The 18,312-nt window shown below is 69.4% G+C and carries 15 protein-coding genes; 5 read left to right on the top strand and 10 right to left on the bottom strand.

All coding sequences use genetic code 11. The features are described from left to right. Position 1: 1 nt before the first annotated feature. The gene (locus AB0I51_RS34285) at positions 2-190 is read left to right on the top strand and encodes a DUF397 domain-containing protein (RefSeq protein ID WP_362981991.1); all 189 of its coding nucleotides are present in this window, start codon (positions 2-4) and stop codon (positions 188-190) included. On the opposite strand, the gene AB0I51_RS34280 is transcribed toward AB0I51_RS34285, so the two are convergent. Together AB0I51_RS34280 and AB0I51_RS34275 are read right to left on the bottom strand one after the other, a co-directional pair. Then, on the bottom strand, positions 163-2,847 hold the full coding sequence (locus AB0I51_RS34280; protein ID WP_362981989.1) for an ATP-binding protein: 2,685 nt from the start codon (positions 2,845-2,847) through the stop codon (positions 163-165). The genes AB0I51_RS34285 and AB0I51_RS34280 overlap by 28 nt on opposite strands. A gap of 9 nt (positions 2,848-2,856) precedes the next feature. Then, positions 2,857-3,342 carry a hypothetical protein gene (locus tag AB0I51_RS34275; RefSeq protein WP_362981987.1) on the bottom strand — a complete coding sequence of 162 codons (486 nt, stop codon included), beginning with the start codon at positions 3,340-3,342 and terminating at the stop codon, positions 2,857-2,859. Positions 3,343-3,522: 180 nt separating this feature from the next. On the opposite strand from AB0I51_RS34275, the gene AB0I51_RS34270 reads away from it, so the two are divergent. Continuing rightward, positions 3,523-4,887, top strand: coding sequence for a polysaccharide lyase family 1 protein (locus AB0I51_RS34270; RefSeq protein ID WP_362981985.1), 1,365 nt, complete (start codon positions 3,523-3,525; stop codon positions 4,885-4,887). A 22-nt stretch (positions 4,888-4,909) separates the two neighbouring features. Here the strand turns inward: AB0I51_RS34270 and AB0I51_RS34265 are convergent, their stop codons facing one another. Both AB0I51_RS34265 and AB0I51_RS34260 read right to left on the bottom strand, forming a co-directional pair. Then, positions 4,910-6,346: a VCBS repeat-containing protein gene (locus AB0I51_RS34265; RefSeq protein ID WP_362981983.1), complete on the bottom strand. Its 1,437-nt coding sequence runs from the start codon at positions 6,344-6,346 to the stop codon at positions 4,910-4,912. Positions 6,347-6,440: 94 nt separating this feature from the next. Beyond that, positions 6,441-6,917: a hypothetical protein gene (locus tag AB0I51_RS34260; protein WP_362981981.1), complete on the bottom strand. Its 477-nt coding sequence runs from the start codon at positions 6,915-6,917 to the stop codon at positions 6,441-6,443. Between the two features lie 101 nt (positions 6,918-7,018). On the opposite strand from AB0I51_RS34260, the gene AB0I51_RS34255 reads away from it, so the two are divergent. Further along, entirely contained in the window at positions 7,019-7,294 is a 276-nt protein-coding gene (locus AB0I51_RS34255; protein ID WP_362981979.1) for a hypothetical protein, read from the top strand. On the opposite strand, the gene metG (AB0I51_RS34250) is transcribed toward AB0I51_RS34255, so the two are convergent. The 3 genes from metG (AB0I51_RS34250) to AB0I51_RS34240 form a co-directional block, all read right to left on the bottom strand. Next, the gene (gene metG / locus AB0I51_RS34250) at positions 7,291-8,874 is read right to left on the bottom strand and encodes a methionine--tRNA ligase (protein ID WP_362981977.1); all 1,584 of its coding nucleotides are present in this window, start codon (positions 8,872-8,874) and stop codon (positions 7,291-7,293) included. The genes AB0I51_RS34255 and metG (AB0I51_RS34250) overlap by 4 nt on opposite strands. Before the next feature lie 4 nt (positions 8,875-8,878). Further along, positions 8,879-10,603 carry a methionine--tRNA ligase gene (gene metG / locus AB0I51_RS34245; protein WP_362981975.1) on the bottom strand — a complete coding sequence of 575 codons (1,725 nt, stop codon included), beginning with the start codon at positions 10,601-10,603 and terminating at the stop codon, positions 8,879-8,881. Positions 10,604-10,737: 134 nt separating this feature from the next. Then, the gene (locus AB0I51_RS34240) at positions 10,738-12,525 is read right to left on the bottom strand and encodes a VWA domain-containing protein (RefSeq protein WP_362981973.1); all 1,788 of its coding nucleotides are present in this window, start codon (positions 12,523-12,525) and stop codon (positions 10,738-10,740) included. A gap of 214 nt (positions 12,526-12,739) precedes the next feature. Between AB0I51_RS34240 and AB0I51_RS34235 the strand changes: the two genes are divergently transcribed. Then, the gene (locus AB0I51_RS34235; protein WP_362981971.1) at positions 12,740-13,273 is read left to right on the top strand and encodes a hypothetical protein; all 534 of its coding nucleotides are present in this window, start codon (positions 12,740-12,742) and stop codon (positions 13,271-13,273) included. Between the two features lie 24 nt (positions 13,274-13,297). Here the strand turns inward: AB0I51_RS34235 and AB0I51_RS34230 are convergent, their stop codons facing one another. The 3 genes from AB0I51_RS34230 to AB0I51_RS34220 all read right to left on the bottom strand — a co-directional run bounded on the left by AB0I51_RS34230 (position 13,298) and on the right by AB0I51_RS34220 (position 17,425). After that, positions 13,298-15,295, bottom strand: coding sequence for an FUSC family protein (locus AB0I51_RS34230; protein WP_362981969.1), 1,998 nt, complete (start codon positions 15,293-15,295; stop codon positions 13,298-13,300). A gap of 27 nt (positions 15,296-15,322) precedes the next feature. Then, positions 15,323-16,321: an endonuclease/exonuclease/phosphatase family protein gene (locus tag AB0I51_RS34225; protein WP_362981967.1), complete on the bottom strand. Its 999-nt coding sequence runs from the start codon at positions 16,319-16,321 to the stop codon at positions 15,323-15,325. 165 nt (positions 16,322-16,486) lie between these two features. After that, complete coding sequence (locus AB0I51_RS34220) at positions 16,487-17,425, bottom strand: hypothetical protein (RefSeq protein ID WP_362981965.1); 939 nt, start codon at positions 17,423-17,425, stop codon at positions 16,487-16,489. A 188-nt stretch (positions 17,426-17,613) separates the two neighbouring features. Here AB0I51_RS34220 and AB0I51_RS34215 point away from each other — a divergent pair, with 188 nt between their 5' ends. Continuing rightward, complete coding sequence (locus tag AB0I51_RS34215; RefSeq protein ID WP_362981963.1) at positions 17,614-18,180, top strand: SH3 domain-containing protein; 567 nt, start codon at positions 17,614-17,616, stop codon at positions 18,178-18,180. Positions 18,181-18,312: the final 132 nt, after the last annotated feature.

The following is an 18,312-nucleotide window of genomic DNA, read 5'->3' as shown; positions in this document are numbered from 1 at the left end:
CGTGATTCAGTGGCAGAAGTCCACGTACTCGGGTGGCGCGGCGGGCAACGAATGTGTAGAACTCGCCCACGGTGAAGGTGAGTTGCTCCTCAGGGAAAGCGACTCTCCCGCCCGAATACTCCCGCTCACTCCCACTGGCCTCGCCGCTCTCCTCCAGTGCTTTCAGGCCGGGGGACGAGTCAGGAGGTAGCCCGAGATGGGGACCGGGCTCTCCTCGTCCAGGTGGCGGGCGTCGGACCAGTTGCGTTGTTCGATGGGCGAGAGCAGGGACTCGACCGTGCACGACCATGTCTGGCACAGGGCTCGCAGGAAGCGTCCGTAGAGGCCGCCCGACAAACGCCACCATTCCTTCTGCCAGGTCGGCATGATGTCGTTGCGCGCGGACTCGTATGCGAGGTCGCGGTTCTCGACATCTGGGAAGACGTCGGACAGCGGTGGGTTGAGGACCCTGGCGGTGATGACGATCCAGTTGTCGGGGAGCTGCACAGTCTGCCCGGACAGGTAGTGATAGACCTCTGGAGGTCGGCTTCGCCAGGTCAGGGGCAGACCGGTGGCCATGAAAACCTCGTTCTTCCGTGCGGTCCAGTCTGCGATGTTGGCCGGGCGCAGGACACCCTCCGCCGTGAGGGCGAAAGCGACGTCGTCGGCGAGTTCGTTGAACGCGTTATTGAGGGTGTAGGCCAGCTCCAGCTGGACCGGGTCTCCGAACTGCCCGTTGCCACGAAGCTGTTGTTCCTGCCGTCGCATCCAGAGCCGGACCTGGTCCTGGTTCGCGACGAGGCCCGCCCGGTCCCGTGAAGCCCGGCTGGGCTGACCGGCGAGGTAGCCCGCGAAGGAAATCGACTCGTCGGCGAGCAGGCCGTTCACCGTGACGATCCCCTGGAAATGGCGCCGAGACAGGTAGTACATGTCGTTCCAGAGCGTGGCCAGTCCGATCCGCCTCCCTTTGGCGTCCAACAACTCGGTGGCCCTCGCGATGAAGTCGTCCCGCAACTGGAGGCGTTGCTTCTCCTCTCCGACGCGCCGGTTGTCGGCAGCGGGAGGGTAGAGGCGGTCGAATACCTCGTCCGGTGCTCCCGCGGCCAGCGAGAAAGGAGCCAGGACATCGGGTGCGGTGGTGCCGGGTTCCCAGCTGTGGATGGGCACCGCGTTCTCCAGTGCCAGCCGCCGGACCAACTGGGTGAGTCGATCGTCATCGGTCTTGTAGAGCACTCCCTTTACGTCGTTGGGGCTCCTCTTGAGCTTGACGTGCACGGTCGTGCCTTCGGGAACCCAGTCCTGGGTGGGCAGCGGCGTGAGCAGGGGGCGACGATCGGGACCGTCGAAGGTGAGGCGACGAGCGTCGTGGGTGGAAGAGTCGTAGCGACGGGTGGTCAGCTCGACCCGGTCGCCGAGCAGGAAGACTGAGAAGAAGCCGATGCCGAACCGACCGCTGGGCCGGAAGCCGCCGTCGGCCAGTCCGGGGAGCCCGTTGCGGATACTCGGGGAACTCCAGCCGCTCTTGCCGAAGTCGAGGAGACCGTGGATGAGGGTCTCCTCGTCCATTCCGATGCCGTTGTCGCGGATTTCCAGGCACCAGCCGCCGTCGGTCTCCGTCAGCCGTACATCGATGCGCCCCTCCGCGAAGCCAGGTTGCAGAGCGCGGCGAGCCTGGACGGCGTCCTGAGCGTTCTGGATCAGTTCCCGTACGGCGACTTCGGGCTCGTCGCCGTACAGCTGCTCCCCGCCCAGGCTCTTGACCAGGGCAGGGACGTCGGAGACCTTGACGGTCGCGTCGATGGGGCGCCAGCCCTGCACGCGGAAGAGTTCGGCGAAGCGCTCGGGGGAGTCGACCCCGGCGACCGCGCGGGCGGCGAGCCGGTCTCGGCCGAGGTCGTGCAAGAGGGAGTCGACCGACTTCAACTCCTCGTCGATTCGGCGCAGATAGTCGAGGGCCAGCCACCAGGACGCCGCGTCCTGCGAGGAGAAGGGGCGCAGTGAGGTGTACCGCACTCGGTCGCCCTTCAGATGCGGGCGGCTGATGTGTTCCTGAAACCGCCAGTGCTCGCGTGCCGTGCCCAGCGGATTGCGTAGGGAGAACAGCAGGGTCGGAGCCCGGCGGCTGTCGATCTGCGTCGCGTCGGCCAGTCGCAGAACGCAGGCCAGCTTCAGCGGTTCGATGGTCCACTCGCTTGGCTGCCAGGGCAACGAGCCGATGGTGTGCCCGAATTCGCCTGCCAATCCGCTCACCGGCCACCAGTGGCTGGCCGCCAGATCGCCGATCAGCGGACCGTACACCTCGCGCAGTTGGACTTCCTCGATGAGGAAAATCTCGTTCCCCGTGCTGGAGCGCCAGGGCTGGTCCACGAGCCGTCGCGCCTGCTCCGCGTGCGTTTCGCGGATCGCGGTCGCCCGGCAGGCATCGGCGATCTCGGTGGGCGGCGCGTTCAAGTCCTCCTGATCCGGCCAGCATCCCTCCTGCTGGTAATAGGCCACCGACACCAGGTCACGCCACCGCTTCTCGCCCAAGGTCTCGCGCACACTCGTCCCGTACGCCGCTTCCCCCATTGCCGCATCGTGCAGCACGAAGGCGCAGCCCAGCACATACGCCTCGGCGGGATTCAACGTCACTTGTCGCCCGCACACGAGATCGGCCGTTTCCCACAACGCGTCGACATGGCTGATGTCGTGCACGGTGAAGTCGGGCATGCTGCGTTCGTTCTCCTGTAGGAGTACGGCCGCCTTCCTGCGGAGTTCGACGTACGACGTCCGCAGTCGTTCACGCTGTTCGGCCTGCGCGTCGCCGCTCGGACGCGGGGCGAGGGTGTCCTGCCACAGGGGAGTGCTGGTGTAGTCGTGCTCTGACACCGGGGACGATCACCTCATTGCAGGCAGGAGGAGAAACGCGGCGAGCACCCACATGGTGATCACCGAGACGAGGATGAAGAGCAGCACGTAAGTCTCGTACCAGCGAAGGAAGTTGCCGGGACGCGGGCGCTTCCGGAAGCCGGGGCCGACTATCTCGTCGACGAGGTCGCACTCTTCGTTGCGGAAGTCGAGCCAGGACATGGCGCCCACCACGATGAGCGTGCCGGTGAACGCGGCGACCACGGTGACGAGGGTCAGCAGTCCGATGACTCCGCCTCGGGCGGTGGCGGGCGGCACGTCCCACTTGCGGTAGCCCACGAAGAGGGCGAGGGCCGCACTGACGAGTGCCGTGGCGAGCGTCTGGTAGAGGGCCAGGAAGCGGTGGGCGTTCTCGTTGACCGCGTGTATCTGTTGAAGGATGTACCGATACCGCTCGAGCGCGAACTCGTTGCGGACCGAAGCCGCGTCCGGCCTCGTCTCCCCCGGTGCCGCCATCGCCCCCCACCCGTCTGAGCCTCCATCAGCATAGGTAACTCGGGTCTGCTTGGCATCGGTTGTCGCTCAGCCGATGAGAGGAGAGGGTGCGGAAAGAAATAAACCCGTTCACGGCAACCTTCTTGATCCGCGCGGCCACTGAGGAGTCGTAACCCCCTCACCGCACCAGAGGACTCCCCCGTGGCTGTCACCGCTTCACCCGTCCCCTCCCACCGCCGCTCCCTCCGCAAGCGCCGCACGATCGTCGTCACGGCTGCCGTAGCCGCCGCGGGCATCGGCGCCGGCATCCTCGTGCTGAACGCGAACGCCGCCAGTACCGGCGTCGACCTGTACCACCAGACCCTTGCGGCCAAGGACGGCTGGGCCTCGGCCGGTACCGGGACCACCGGTGGTGCGAAGGCCGATGCCGCTCACACCTTCACCGTGAGCACCCGCGCACAGCTGGTGAAGGCGCTGGGGTCCGCCAGTGACACCACGCCCCGGATCGTCAAGATCAAGGGCACGATCGACGCCAACACCGACGACTCCGGCAAGAAGCTGACCTGCGCGGACTACTCTGCGGGGACCGGGTATTCGCTGTCCGCGTACCTCAAGGCCTTCGCCCCCTCCACCTACGGCCGCTCAAAGCTGCCCTCCGGCACGCAGGAGAAGGCGCGGGCCGCCGCCCAGGCCAGGCAGGCGAAGAACGTCATCTTCCGGGTGCCCGCCAACACCAGCGTCGTCGGCGTGCCCGGCACCAACGCCGGGATCACCGGCGGCATGCTGCAGATCCAGAGCGTGGACAACGTCATCGTGCGGAACCTGAGCTTCGCCGCCACCCAGGACTGCTTCCCGCAGTGGGACCCGACGGACGGGGACAGCGGGAACTGGAACTCGCAGTACGACGCCGTGACGCTGCGCGGTGCCACACATGTCTGGGCCGACCACAACACGTTCACCGACGCGCCCGGCCTCGACACCTCCGACCCGACGTACTACGGCCGCCAGTACCAGATCCACGACGGCGAACTCGACATCACCAAGGGCTCGGACCTGGTGACCGTGGAGCGCAACCAGTTCACCAACCACGACAAGACGATGCTGATCGGCAGCAGCGACACCGACAGCGTCGGCAAGCTGCGCGTTTCCATCCACCACAACGTGTGGAAGGGCATCGTGCAGCGGGCGCCGCTGGCCCGGATCGGGCAGATCCACATCTACAACAACTACTACGACACGACTGCCCTCAACGGTTACACGCTCCTCTACAGCGTGAACTCCCGCGCCAAGGCCCAGGTCGTCGTCCAGAACAACTACTGGAAGGTGTCCGCGAGCCAGAAGCTCGGCAAGCTGTTCAGCGGTGACGGCACCGGGTCCATCGCGGGCAGCGGCAACCTCGTCAACGGAACCGCCACCGACCTCGTCGCCGCCTACAACGCCGCCAGCTCCAAGAAGCTGAAGACCACCGTGAACTGGACGCCGACCCTCACGGCCGGCCTGGAGACCTCCGCCAAGAACCTGCCGACGGAACTCGCCACCACGACCGGGGCCGGCATCCTCAAGTAGCCTTCGGCAAAGGGCCGTTGCCTCAGATCAGCCAGAGCAGCCCGTACCCGCCCAGGGCAGTGTCGCTCTGCTGGGTGAGGCCGACCGCGGGTCCGGTGAACAGCTTGGTGCCCGTGGCCGTCGGACGGGAGGTGCCGCCGGGGAAGACCCAGACGGCGCCGGTGGCGTTGTTCTCGAAGGCCGCGCTCACGAACAGCTCGGGCTTTCCGTCCTTGTCGACGTCCCCGACCGAGACCGTCGTACCGAAGAAGTCGTCGGTCTCGGAGGCGCCGGGGACGCCCGCGGTGTCCTGGGTGAAGGAATAGGAGCCGGCGCCGAGCGCGCCCGTGCGGCGGCCGGGGATCACGGTCACCGCTCCGGCCCGGCCCTTGCCGGCGACACCTTCGGACGGGACGCCGACGACGATGTCGGCGAGCCCGTCCCGGTTGAGGTCGGCCACGGCCAGGGCGGCGCCGAACTCGTCGTCCTTCTCGCTCGCGCCGGGCACCCCGGCGGTGTCCTGGGTGAACTGCACGGGTTCGGCGTTCTCTGCGATACCCCTCGCCGTGCCGTAGTAGACCAGTACGCGTCCGCCCAACGCGCCGTCCACACCGGCGACATAGGGGTCGAGGGGGTCGCCGACCACGAGATCGGCGTACCCGTCGCCGTTGACGTCTCCCGAGGCGGCGATGAACCCGTTGCCCTGCTTCGGCTTCATGACGGTGGTGGCCGGGTCGACGTAGACCTCGCCACCGCTCAGGTCGCTGAGGCCTACGGTGGTGACGGCCAGGTCGAGCACGGCGTTGCCGTCGAAGTCGCCGAGCGCGACGCTCGCCGGGGAGGCGGTGTTCTGGTCGGGTGCGGTCGAACCGAAGGTGCCGGTGCGGCTGAAGGGTCCCTTGAAGACCATGACGCCGTCCGATCCAGCGACCGCGACCTGCGTCTTCGAGCCGGCGCCGATGCTCACCGCGGCCACGTCGGTGCCGTACCGCTCCAGGAAGTCCGACCGCGCCGGTAGGTCGGTCGCCGTCGTCAGCCCGTTCTTGCCGCCCCACAACACGGTGACCAGGCCCGCGTCCTTGCCGCGGGCCGTGTCCTCGTACGGCGCGGAGACGACGAGGTCCGCGTAGCCGTCGCGGTTGAGGTCGGCGGTGGCTGTGGACTCGCCGAACCGGTCGCCCGCCTCCGCGGTGCCCGGTACTCCGGCGGTGTTCTGGGTGATCGTCTTGCGGTGGCCGGTCGAGAGCCCCGACTTCGAGCCGTACAGGACGACGACGGCTCCCGCCGCCTCCTTGCCGGCCACGTTCGCGCCCGGCGCGGGCAGGACGGCGTCGCGGTATCCGTCGCCGTTGAAGTCGCCGGGGACCGCTCCGTGCACGGCGAGTGCGGGCGTGGCGGGCAGTAGTGCCCCGCCGACCAGGGCCGCGGCGACGACCGCCACGGCCCTCCATCTTCCGCCGTACGCCTTCGAGTTGCTCATGCGAGTCCCCTCCCACCCCAGGCGCACCCCCTGTGCGCCGACACCAGGCGTGCAGTGTAAAGCCCTTGGCTGTAAGGGAGTTGGGGGTGGAGACTCAGCTGTCGTAAGTCCCGTCCCACGGCGGCCCGAAGGCGTACCGGTCCGGGTACAGCTCGGCCCAGCTGCCGTCCTCGTCCTCCTCGATCAGCAGACCGAACAGGACGCCGTCCACGGTGCGTTGGAAGGGGCGGACCGCGATGTCGGTGTAGCTGCGGCGGGGGAGGGCGCGGAGCAGTTTCGCCAGGTGGATACGGGCCTGGGAGAGGACCGAGTCGTCGCCGTGCGGGGCGCGCTGCTGCTCGGCCCAGGTGCCGGCGCACCAGATCTCCGAGTCGCGGTAGCGGCCCGCGGCGTCGAAGGTGTGGAGCACCGTGTAGAGACGTTTCTGCTCTTCCCAGCCGTCGGCGGGACGGAAACCCTGGGGGAACGCGTAGGTGACCGACGCCAGGAACTGACCCTCCGCGTAGCGGCCGACGGCCCCGCTGCGCTGATTCGGGTCGTAGGCGATCGGAATGACCTCGGGGACTGCCATGGCGGCACCTTACGGGTTGGCGCGAACACGTCTGCGTCGGGGTCCGTCACCGAGCCCGCATGACCTCGCTGAGTTGACCCGGGGTCAATGGTGGCACCGCGATGGGATGCGCCGCACCAGCCCGCAGGCCGTCGAGGAAGAACGCCAGGCACCTGACACTCAGCGCCGCGCTGGCCGACACGGGGGTCTACGCCGGGAGCCTGGTCATCGGCGGACTCATCGAGCGCGGTGACATCCACAAGCTGGTGACGGCCAACCCGGAGCAGTTCGGGAACGTGGGTGACAGGACCCTCAACCCTGACGACATCGCCGACGGTGCCTGGGAGTTGGTGGCGCGCCGGGACCGGGCGGAGGACACGTTCAGCGTGCTCGGCTAGGAGTCCGTACGTTCCTCGAGGCGCGGGAAGAGAACCGCTCCCTTCGTCACCGGGGAGCCGGGCGGAAGCGCGCCCCAGACGGAAGCGTCCTGGATCCGCTGGTCGACCAGCGGGCCCAGGGACGTCGAGGCGCCGAGGGACTCCCACAGCCGCTCCGACGTCTCCGGCATGACCGGTTCGAGGAGGATCGCGATCGCGCGGAGGGAGTCGGCCGCCGTGTAGAGGATCGTTGCCAGGCGGTCGCGGGACTCGGGGGAGTCGGACTTGGCGACCTTCCAGGGTTCCTGGTCGGTCAGGTAGCCGTTGACCTGCCGGACGAAGTCGAGGACGGCCAGGATGCCGCCCTGGAAGTCGAGTTGGTCGCCGATACGGCGGTCCGCCTCCGAAGTCGCCGTGAGCAGAGCCGACTTGAGTGAGCGCTCGGCCTCGCTCTCCTTCCCCGGCGCGGGCAGCGCGCCGTCGAAGTACCTGGCCGTCATCGCGGTCACCCGGGACGCCAGGTTGCCGTAGCCGTTGGCGAGTTCGCTGGTGTAGCGGGCGGTGAAGTCCTCCCAGGAGAAGGAGCCGTCCTGGCCGAAGGCGATCGCGCGCAGGAAGTACCAGCGGTAGGCGTCCACGCCGAAGTGCGCGGTCAGGGTCTGGGGGCTGATGCCGGTCAGGTTCGACTTGGACATCTTCTCGCCGCCGACCATGAGCCAGCCGTTGGCGACGATCCGGCCGGGCAGCGGCAGGCCGTTGGCCATGAGCATCGCGGGCCAGATCACGGCGTGGAAGCGGAGGATGTCCTTGCCGACGAGATGGACGTCCGCGGGGAAGGTCGCCGCGAACTTCCCGGGGTTCTCGTTGTAGCCCACGGCGGTCGCGTAGTTGAGGAGCGCGTCGACCCAGACGTAGATCACGTGCGAGGGGTCCCAGGGGACCTTGACCCCCCAGCCGAAGGTCGAGCGGGAGACCGACAGGTCCTGGAGGCCCTGGCGGACGAAGTTCACCACCTCGTTGCGGGCCGAGGCGGGCTGGATGAAGTCCGGGTGGGATTCGTAGTGGGCGAGGAGCCGGTCGCCGTACTCGCTCAGCTTGAAGAAGTAGTTCTCCTCCTTGAGGATTTCCACCGGCCGCCGGTGGATGGCGCACAGCGGGGTCCCGCTGCCGTCCTCCGCCTCGATCAACTCGCCGGGGAGCTTGTACTCCTCGCAGTAGACGCAGTACGGGCCCTCGTAGCCGCCCTTGTAGATCTCGCCCTTGTCGTGCAGGTCCTGCACGAACTCCTGGACGCGGTCCGTGTGCCGGCGCTCCGTGGTGCGGATGAAGTCGTCGTTCGAGATGGCGAGATGGTCCCAGAGCGGCTTCCAGGACTCCTCGACCAGACGGTCCGCCCACTCCTGCGGGGAGACGCCGTTCGCCTCCGCCGTGCGCAGGATCTTCTGGCCGTGCTCGTCCGTGCCGGTGAGGAACCAGACGTCCTCCCCGCGCCGGCGGTGCCAGCGGGCGAGGACGTCTGCGGCGACGGTCGTGTAGGCGTGGCCGAGGTGCGGGACGTCGTTGACGTAGTAGATGGGGGTGGTGACGTAGTAGTACGTCATCGGGTCACCCCTGATCTCCGCCGAACCGCTCCTTGTACATCTCCAGGTCCTCCTCCGTGAGCTTCGCGAAGAGCACCGGGGGGACGGTGAAGGGGGTGCCGGCGGGGACGGTGGTGAGGGACTTCGCTTCGTCCGACGACACCCAGGTCGCCGTGTCGTCCTTCAGGTCGAAGGCCGCGCGCATGGCCGCCGAGGAAGCCGGGATGAAGGGTTCCGAGACCACCGCGTAGAGGTGGATCAGGTTCATCGCCGTGCGCAGGGTGAGGGCCGCGGCCTCCGGGTCGGTCTTGATCTCCAGCCAGGGGGCCTTCTCCTCCAGGTAGGAGTTGCCCGCCGACCACAGGGCGCGCAGCGCGGCCGCGGCCTTGCGGAACTGGAGGGCCTCCATCTGGCTCTCGTACTCGGCCAGCAGACCGGCGATCTCCTCGCCGAGCTTCGCCTCCGCCGGGCCGGCCCCGGTGCCGGCCGGTACCTCCTCGCCGAAGCGCTTCTTCGAGAAGGACAGGACGCGGTTGACGAAGTTGCCGAGGGTGTCCGCCAGGTCCTTGTTCACCGTGGCGGTGAAGTGCTCCCAGGTGAAGGAGGAGTCGTCGGACTCGGGGGCGTTGGCGATCAGGAAGTAGCGCCAGTAGTCGGCCGGGAGGATGCTGAGCGCCTGGTCGGTGAAGACGCCCCGCTTCTGGGACGTGGAGAACTTCCCGCCGTAGTACGTCAGCCAGTTGAAGGCCTTGACGTAGTCGACCTTCTTCCACGGCTCGCGGATGCCGAGCTCGGTGGCCGGGAACATCACCGTGTGGAACGGGACGTTGTCCTTGGCCATGAACTCCGTGTAGCGGACGGGGTTCTCACCGGCGTCGGACTCGTACCACCAGGACTTCCAGTCCCTGTTCTCCGGGTCCTGGTCCGACCATTCCTTCGTCGCGCCGATGTACTCGATCGGGGCGTCGAACCAGACGTAGAAGACCTTGCCCTCCGCGGCCAGCTCCGGCCAGGTGTCGGCGGGGACCGGGACGCCCCAGTCCAGGTCGCGGGTGATCGCGCGGTCGTGCAGGCCCTCGGTGAGCCACTTGCGGGCGATGGAGGAGGCGAGCTGCGGCCACTCCTCCTCGTGCGCCGCGACCCACTCCTCGACCTCGTGCTGGAGCTTCGACTGGAGGAGGAAGAGGTGCTTGGTCTCCCGGACCTCCAGGTCGGTGGAGCCGGAGATCGCGGAACGCGGGTTGATCAGGTCGGTCGGGTCGAGGACGCGGGTGCAGTTCTCGCACTGGTCGCCGCGGGCCTTGTCGTAGCCGCAGTGGGGGCAGGTGCCCTCGACATAGCGGTCCGGGAGGAACCGGCCGTCGGCGGGCGAGTAGACCTGGCGGATCGCGCGCTCTTCGATGAAGCCGTTCTCGTTCAGGCGGCGGGCGAAGTGCTGGGTGATCTCGCGGTTCTGCGGGGAGGAGCTGCGGCCGAAGTAGTCGAAAGCCAGCGCGAAGCCGTCGTAGACCGCCTTCTGCGCGTCGTGCGCCTGCGCGCAGAACTCGGCGACCGGGAGGCCCTGCTCCTTCGCGGCCAGCTCGGCCGGGGTGCCGTGTTCGTCCGTCGCGCAGATGTAGAGGACGTCGTGGCCGCGCTGACGGAGGTAGCGGGAGTAGACGTCCGCCGGGAGCATGGACCCCACCATGTTGCCCAGGTGCTTGATCCCGTTGATGTACGGAAGGGCGCTGGTGATGAGGTGTCGAGCCATCGGGGGGCTGCTCCCAGGTCGGTGTGTTGCTGTTGTTGCGAACCTTGAAATCGTAGCCGACATGGGTGTGCCGCCCGCCTCCCGTTTTACGGGGTGGGAAGCGGGCGGCACGGGGGTTCTGCTAGGTGGTGGTGCTACGGGCGCCAGTCGATCAGTACGCCGTCGTAGAGCTCCGCGTCCGTGAGCTCCAGGGGGGTCGGGCCCGCGTGGAAGAAGGCCGTGTTGTCGGTCTTCAGCTTGCGGAGGTAGTCGAAGGCCTTGTTGTCGTGGTCGCCGAACGCGACGAACGAGAAGAAGACCGACGCGTGGGACTTCGCGGCGTCCGTGAGGGACTGGGTGGCCGGGGTCTTCGCGTCCGGGGCGCCGTCCGTCTGGAAGACGACCAGGGCCGGGGAGCCGGGGGTGGCGTTCTTGTCGTAGTGCGCGAGTACGGCTTCTACGGCGGCGTGGTAGCTGGTACGGCCCATGCGGCCGAGGCCGGCGTGCGCCTCGTCGATCGCGTTCTCGGGGGAGGCGGGGGTGAGGTCAGTGGTGCCGTCCACTTCGGTGGAGAAGAAGACGACGTGCACCGTGGGGGTGGGGTCCGGGTCCAGGTGGGTCGCGAGGGCGAGGGTCTGGTCGGCGAGGGCTTGTGCGGAACCGTCCTTGTAGTACGGGCGCATGCTCGCGGAGCGGTCCAGGACGAGGTAGAGCTTCGCTCGGGTACCGGTGAGGGTCGCCTTGGCGAGGGCGACGGCGGCGGAGTCGCTGCCCACGGCCTCGGCTACACCCTCGGCCCCGATCGTTTCTCCACCCGCGCCGCCCGTGACGGATTCGTCGGCGGGTGCGGGTGGCCCCTGTGGGGCGGACCCACCGTCGGTGGCCGCGGCGAGCGCGGGGACGGGTTCGGGGGCGCTTTCGGCTGCGGGTTCGGGGGTGGGCTCGGGAGTGGGTTCGGCGACGGCTTCGGCTGTGGTCTCCGCTGCGGGCTCCGGCTGGGGCTCCGCCTCCGGCGCGACCTCCTCGGCGCCCGGCTCAGCCGCGGGCGCGGCTTCCGCTTCCGCCGCTTCCGGCTCGGGTTCCGCTTCCGCCGCCTTCGGCTCGGTTTCGGCTTCCGCGACCGGCTCGGGCTCGGGTTCCGGCGTGACCTCGGCGACGGGTTCCGCTTCCGCCTCCGGCGCGGGCTCCGCGACGGGCTCCGCCTCGGGCTCCGGCGTTACCTCGGCCGTAGGGTCGGCCTCTTCCAGCGACGGCTCGACGCCCGGCTCGGGGGCGGCTTCCGCAAGCGGCTCGGCGGCAGGCTCCGGCTCGGGGGTCGTCTCGGCCGTGGGCTCGGCTTCCTCTGCCGTCGGCTCGACGACCGGCTCGGCTTCCGGTTCCGGCGTGGTCTCGGCGACGGGCTCCGCCTCGGGCTCCGGCGTCACCTCGGCCGTGGGCTCGGCTTCCTCCGTCACCGGCTCTGCCTCGACCGCAGGCGCGGTCTCCGCGACCGGCTCGGTCACCGTCTCTGCCTCGGTCTCCGTGACCGGCTCGACAACAGCCTCAGCCGCAGCCTCCTCGACCTTCGGCTCGACCTCGACCTCGACCTCGACCTCGGCCTCGGCCTTCGCCTCAGTCGTCGCCGTGCCTCCCGTCCCCTCCGTCGACATCGTCGGCTTCGGGACGGTCACGTTGTCGAAGGCCAGGGCCACGAGTTCGTGTTCGTCGTCCTCCAGGGTGGAGGACGGGCGGGGTTCCGGGACCTGGGACGTTGCCGCCGGTGCGGGGGTCGGCGTCGAGGTGAGGTCGGGTTCTGTGGACGGGGACGGGACCTTGGCGTCCGGTTCCGCGGCCACCGTGGTCTGCTGTTCTTGCGAAGGAGTGCGTTCCGCACCCTCTGCTCCGGCGGCACGCTCCTTGCGTGACCTGCCGAACGCATTCCGCAGGAGAGTGAGAATGCCCATGTGCGCAACCCTTCGCGTGAGTTGAAGCCGTCAATCCCTGGCCAGGACGGACACGTAAGGTTAGCGGCCCCGGATGGCGATCTTAGGCAGGGGCGACGCGCGTGGGACGCGTTCTGTCAACACCCCCTGTTTCAGCCACCACTTCGCTCACCCGTTCACCTGCCGGTTCGCCGAACGGCGGTCAGTGTCAGTGGGTCCCTCTACCGTTCCTTCCATGACGCACGTGACGCACCGCACGTACCGCACGCACTGGATACACGGTCCGCTCGCGAGCCACGAGGAGGTCAACGTCGTCTTTTTTCGGGGGATGTCGTTGGACGCCCTCACGCGGGAGCTCCTGTCCGTACGGCGCATCCCGCTCGCCTACGCCAAGGGAGGTGAAGGCGAATGGGGGCTGGTCATGCATGACATGTTCGGCTGGGACGACGACGACTACGACCGTCCCGACTACCGGCCGTTGTGCCGGGACGGCGGTGAACTCGCCGTCTTCACCACGGAACCCTGCATCGCCAAGGCGCACGGCCCCCAGTTCGACTACTTCCGCGACGGACGCGTCGTCTGCGGGATCAGCTTCGAGACCCCGTACTACGGCGTCGGGAGCCACCCCGATCTGCTGGCACCCACCCTCACCGCCGCGCGGCTGATCGGGCCCCACGCGGAACTCGACCCGTACGACAACGAGGAACGGACCGTCCAGGCGATCTCGGCCTTCTTCTCCCTGCCCGATCCCGACTTCTCCCTGACCTGATCAACCCCGAACTCGGCGCAGCGCTCAGTGCGGCGAAGCGATCGCCCGTGCCGCCGCGACCTCCTGCCGCAGCGGCTCCAGCACACTGTCCGCGGGCCCCATGAGATCCGCACGGACCTCCACCAGCACCTCCGACTCGCGTACGCCCTGCGACAACTCCCGGAGCTGGAGCGCCACTTGGGTGACCTCGGCGGGAGATGGGGGCGGCGCCCCGTGTTTCACCCGCACCCTCGCCGCCGTCGTCGCGTCGACGATCCGTTCCACGGCGACGACGAGGGGGAGCCAGCCGGCGGCAAGGCGGCCGGTGGGCGGGGGTTCGGTGAGGGCGCGTTGGAACTCGGTGCGGATGACGGACAGGTCCCGGTAGAGACGGCGCCGCATCCGGGCACGGGCTGCCGGATCGGCCTCCACGCCAGGAGCGCCAGGAGCGCCAGGAGCGCCAGGAGCGCCAGGAGTACGAGGAGCTCCGAACGCCGACTCCACATACCCCGCCGTGTCCGCCACCGCCTCCGCCAACCGGTCCCCCACCCGCGTGTGCCAGCTCTCCGGCCAGAGCAGATAGCCCGCGACCAGCGCGATCCCGCAGCCGATGAGGGAGTCCACCAGTCGGGGCAGGAGCAGTGCCGTGCCCTGGTGGTTCAGGATGTCCGAGAGGAGCAGGATCACCGGGGTGATCGCCATCGTCTGGTAGCCGTAGCCCCGGGGGGTGAGGGCCGGGATCAGCGGGGCCAGGAGGAGCAGGACCAGTACGTCCCACCAGCCCCTCGGGACCGCCGACAGCACCGCCGCCGCGATCACCAGTCCCGCCACAGTGCCGAGCGCGCGCAGCAACGCCCGGGAGAAGACGGAGCCGAAGTCGGGCTTCAGGACGAAAGTGATCGTCAGGGCGATCCAGTACGAGCGCGGGACCGGGACCGTGGAGACCAGGACCTGGGCGAGGCCGATGCAGAGGGCCAGGCGCAGGCCGTAGCGCCAGGAGCCGGAGGAGAGCAGTACGTTGCGGGCCGCCCTCGCCGCCCGGATGCGGAGGGCCGCCGGGCGGCCCAGGCGGTCGTCGATGCCCCGGGGGTCGACGTCGGGGGCCGTGACGACCGCGGCCGCGTGGCGCAGGGCGTGGTCGACCGCGCGGGTCGTCTCGCTGGTGGGGGCGGGGAGGTCGAGCCCTATCGGGCCGGTGTAGCCCGTCTCGACGGCGTGCGCGAGGTGGCGGACCGTGTCGCGGATCTGCGGGGGGAGGGAGCGGCCCGACTGGTGGACCGCCGGAGCCGCCTCGACGACCGGCGTGATCGCGTTCAACTGGGCCAGCAGGCGGGTGAGTTCGGGGTTGCGGCCGTGGTGGCGGGCGCGCCGGGCCAGGACTAGGTCGTAGGACTGGTTCAGGGACTGGGTGACGGCCCGGCGGGCGGCGTCGTAGCCCGCCGCCGGATCGTCGCCGCAGGTGGTGAGGAGGTCGGCGACGGTGCGGTAGGTGTCCGCGACCGCCGTCCGTTCCGGGACACCGGAGCGCAACGGCCAGGCGAGGAGCGCGAGGAGGAGGACCAGGAGGCCGCCGCCGGACATCAGGACGGGGGCCAGCCACCACGCGCCGGGGAGCGGGAGGCCCGCGCCGATCACCGAGTTGAGGAGCAGGAGCAGGCCCGATACGGAGGCCACCGCGCCGATCGTCGAGATCATTCCGGAGACCAGCGCGATGAGGGTCAGGGCGGTGACCGCGAGCCAGCCGTGGCCGTAGACCGCCGCGCCGAGGGTGACGCCGAGCGCGCCGAAGAGCTGGGGGATCGCGATGTTGAGGATCCGCATGCGGTAGGCGTCGGCGGTGTCGCCGATGACTCCGGAGAGGGCGCCCATGGAGGCGAGGGCGCCGTAGGCGGTGTGTCCGGTGGCGAGGCCGAGGGCGAGGGGGAGGGACATCGCGACGGCGGCGCGGGCGATCGCCGGGCGGTTGAGGGGGGCCTGCTGGGGTTGGAGGTTCCTCACCAGCCAGTCGGGGGGTGTGAGGCCGATGGTGAACTCGCGGGACATGCGCCCATTATGAGCAGCCCCCCCACGTTATTCGTGCTGGTGGAGTGCGACGTCCACCAGCAGCGCGCGGTGGTCGGTGTCGGCGAGGTCGAGGAAGCGGGCGCTGTTCGCGGAGAAGTCCGGGGAGAGGAGGACGTGGTCGATCTGGGTGCCGAAGGTGGGGGCCAGGCGCTCGGGCCAGCTGGGGGTGCGGGGGTGTCCGGCGAGGCGGGCCGCGTCGCGCAGGCCTGTGTCGAGGATGCGGCGGAACGCGGCATGGTCCTGGGAGGAGTTGAAGTCTCCGGCCAGGACGGTCGGGGTGGTGGGGTCGGTGGCGGCGAAGGCGCGCAGCCTGCCCAGTTCGCGGCGCCACAGGCCGACCTGGTCGGGCAACGGGGGCATGGGATGGGCGAGTTGGAGGCGGATGGCATGGCCGTCCACGTCCGCCACCGCGCCGGGCATGCCCATCGTGCCGGTGACGCCCTTCGTGCCCTTGAAGGGGAAGCGGCTGAGGACGACCGAGCCGTGCGAGCCGGCCGCCACCACGGCCTGCCGGTAGGGGAGTTGGGCGCCGAAGTCCCGGCGCAGGGTGGCCTGGCAGGTGTACTCGCACTCCTCCACGAACACCACGTCGGGCCGCTCCCGCCGGATCACCGGCACCAGGGAGCCGGTCCCCCGCCCGAACTCGACGTTCGAGGTCAGCACCCGGAACTCGGCGATCGCGGGCCCGCCCGGCTCACCGCTCTTCCCGTACGGCTCGATGAACCACGCCAGCAGTCCGAGCAGCGCCACTCCCCACACCAGCCCGAGCCGCCACCGGGCGAGCAGGGCGAGGAGGAGTCCCAGGCCGGTGGGGGCGAGCAACCACGGGAAGAAGGCGAGGAGTTGGGGGATGGGGGTCACCGCGTCGGTGTCGGCCGTACGGCAGCCGACGACCACGCTCGCGGCGGTGAACAGCAGGCCGGCGCACCAGACCGTGAAGTGCCGGCGCCGGTGGCGTTCCGGTACGAAGTCGGCGGCGGTCCACTCGGAGGTCGCGGTGCCCACGTGATGACCTTCCGCCGGTGGACGCAGATGCCCGAATCATCCCACGTGTGCCGGGAAATCCCCCGGGAATCAGGAATCAGCGGTCAACAACCAGCGGTCAACAACCAGCAGTCATCGGGCATTGGGCATTGGGCATTGGGCATTGGTTTGGGCATTGGACATCGGTCATGCCTGGGCCCGTGTCGCCTGCTGTGCCCGGTCCGCCGCGGCGGCCGCGGGTGCTCGCCGGCGTCGTACGAACTCCCTTGCCGGGCGGACGTACCGGGTGAGCCAGGCCGTCGCGGCGATCGTGAGGCCGAGGCCGAGGAGCAGCCAGGCGACCGTGCGCAGGGTCGAGGTGAGGGCGTCGTAGATCGCGCCGCCCGCCGCCTGGGAGACCTCGGCGGGGAGGTCGGCGACGGTCAGTTGGCGGCCGATCGCCAGCGCGAGGCCGAGCAGGGCGCCGCCGAGGGCCGTGCCGAGCGCGGTCGCGGTGATCGCGCGGCGGCGGCGCACGGCGACGGCGATGCCGGTGACCGCGAAGACGGCGGCGGTGACGGGGAGCCAGAAGCCGGCGACCTCGAGCACGTGGAACTCCTCCCGGAGCGGGCCCAGTTCACCGGCCGGGAGGACCGCGACCTCGGTGTGCTGGACGGGGATGCGGTCCGCCAACGGCACGTGTTCGTCGGCGAGTCGGTGCTTGACCTGGGCGGTGACGGGGGCGAGGTCGACGGTGACGGCGCCGCTGCGCTCCTCGTCGCGCAGGGCGTGCAGTACGGCGTCGTGGGTGGCCCGGTTGCCCTCGTCCCAGGCCAGCCGGAAGGCCTCGGTCTTGGTGAACGAGCGCACCGCGTCGTGCACGAAGGGGGCCATCGTGCCCCGCATCCCGCCCACCGTGCCGCGCATGCCGTCCACATGGACCCCGCGCATGATGCCCGCGCCGACCGTGTCCGCGACGACGTCCCGAACGGCCGGGTCGGCTGCCAGGGGCGCCATCGCCGTGACGTACCGGCCGGAGTCCGTCAGCCCGTACGCCGCCCAGGCCGCCAGCGCGCCGAAGGGCGTCAGGAAGCAGGAGAGGGCGACGAGTACGGCCGACAGGGCGCTCCGGAGACGTGGGGGCACCTCCCCAGGACACGGGCAGGGCGCGTGGTGCGCGAGCCGGGTGACCGTATTTGGCTGCATTCGGGTGCGATGTCAAGCCGAACGGGTGCTCTGACCTCGGAACCCCTGGCGGAACTGGCCGTTCCGCTCTCGGGTGGAGGGTTGACCCGAACGGGTGTTTCCTGGAACCGGGGAGAAGGAGGCCGAACATGCGCACCACTCCGGCCCTGCGGACTCTGGCCGCGGCCCTGCTCACCGGTGGCTCACTCGCCGTCGCGGCGGCGGGCACCACGGCGGCGGCAGCACCGACCACGTACGCCGAAGGACATGGCGGTGGTGGCGGTGGCGGCAGTCCGATCTGGGGCACCATCGTCTCCCGCACGGATCTGAACGTGCGGCAGTCGCCCACCACGCGCTCACCCGCCGTCGACTCGCTCTCACCAGGCAGCCAGGACCGCGTCCAATGCGTGGTCAGGGGACAGAGCGTCAACGGGAATCCCGACTGGTACTGGCTCGTCGGCGCCCAGGGCTGGGCCAGCGCCGCGTTCGTCGACACCGGCGGCCAGTGGGTGCAGTCCTGCTCGGACCCGTGTCCGGGCTGGAAGGACGGCAGCGACAACGGCAACAACTCGAACTGGAACAACGACCCCAACTGGAGCGACAACTCCAACTCGTGGAGCACCTCGGCCTCCGGGTCGTGGAGCGTCTCGGGCTCGTGGAGCTGGAGCGCCTCCGGGTCGTCCAGCGGCGGCGGCATCTGGAGCTGGGCGCCGTAGCGGGACCGAACATGGGAGTGGGGGGGGGGCGGGCGCCGCGGGGCGACGAGTTGGGTTTTTATTGAACGGGAAAAGTATTTATGTGATTTGTTTAATGGGGGGTTAAGTGATAAAAAAAAAAAAACCAACAGT

Source organism: Streptomyces sp. NPDC050549, assembly GCF_040655035.1.
In the GTDB taxonomy this organism is placed as follows: domain Bacteria; phylum Actinomycetota; class Actinomycetes; order Streptomycetales; family Streptomycetaceae; genus Streptomyces.
This window is presented reverse-complemented; position numbering and strand designations above follow the sequence as displayed.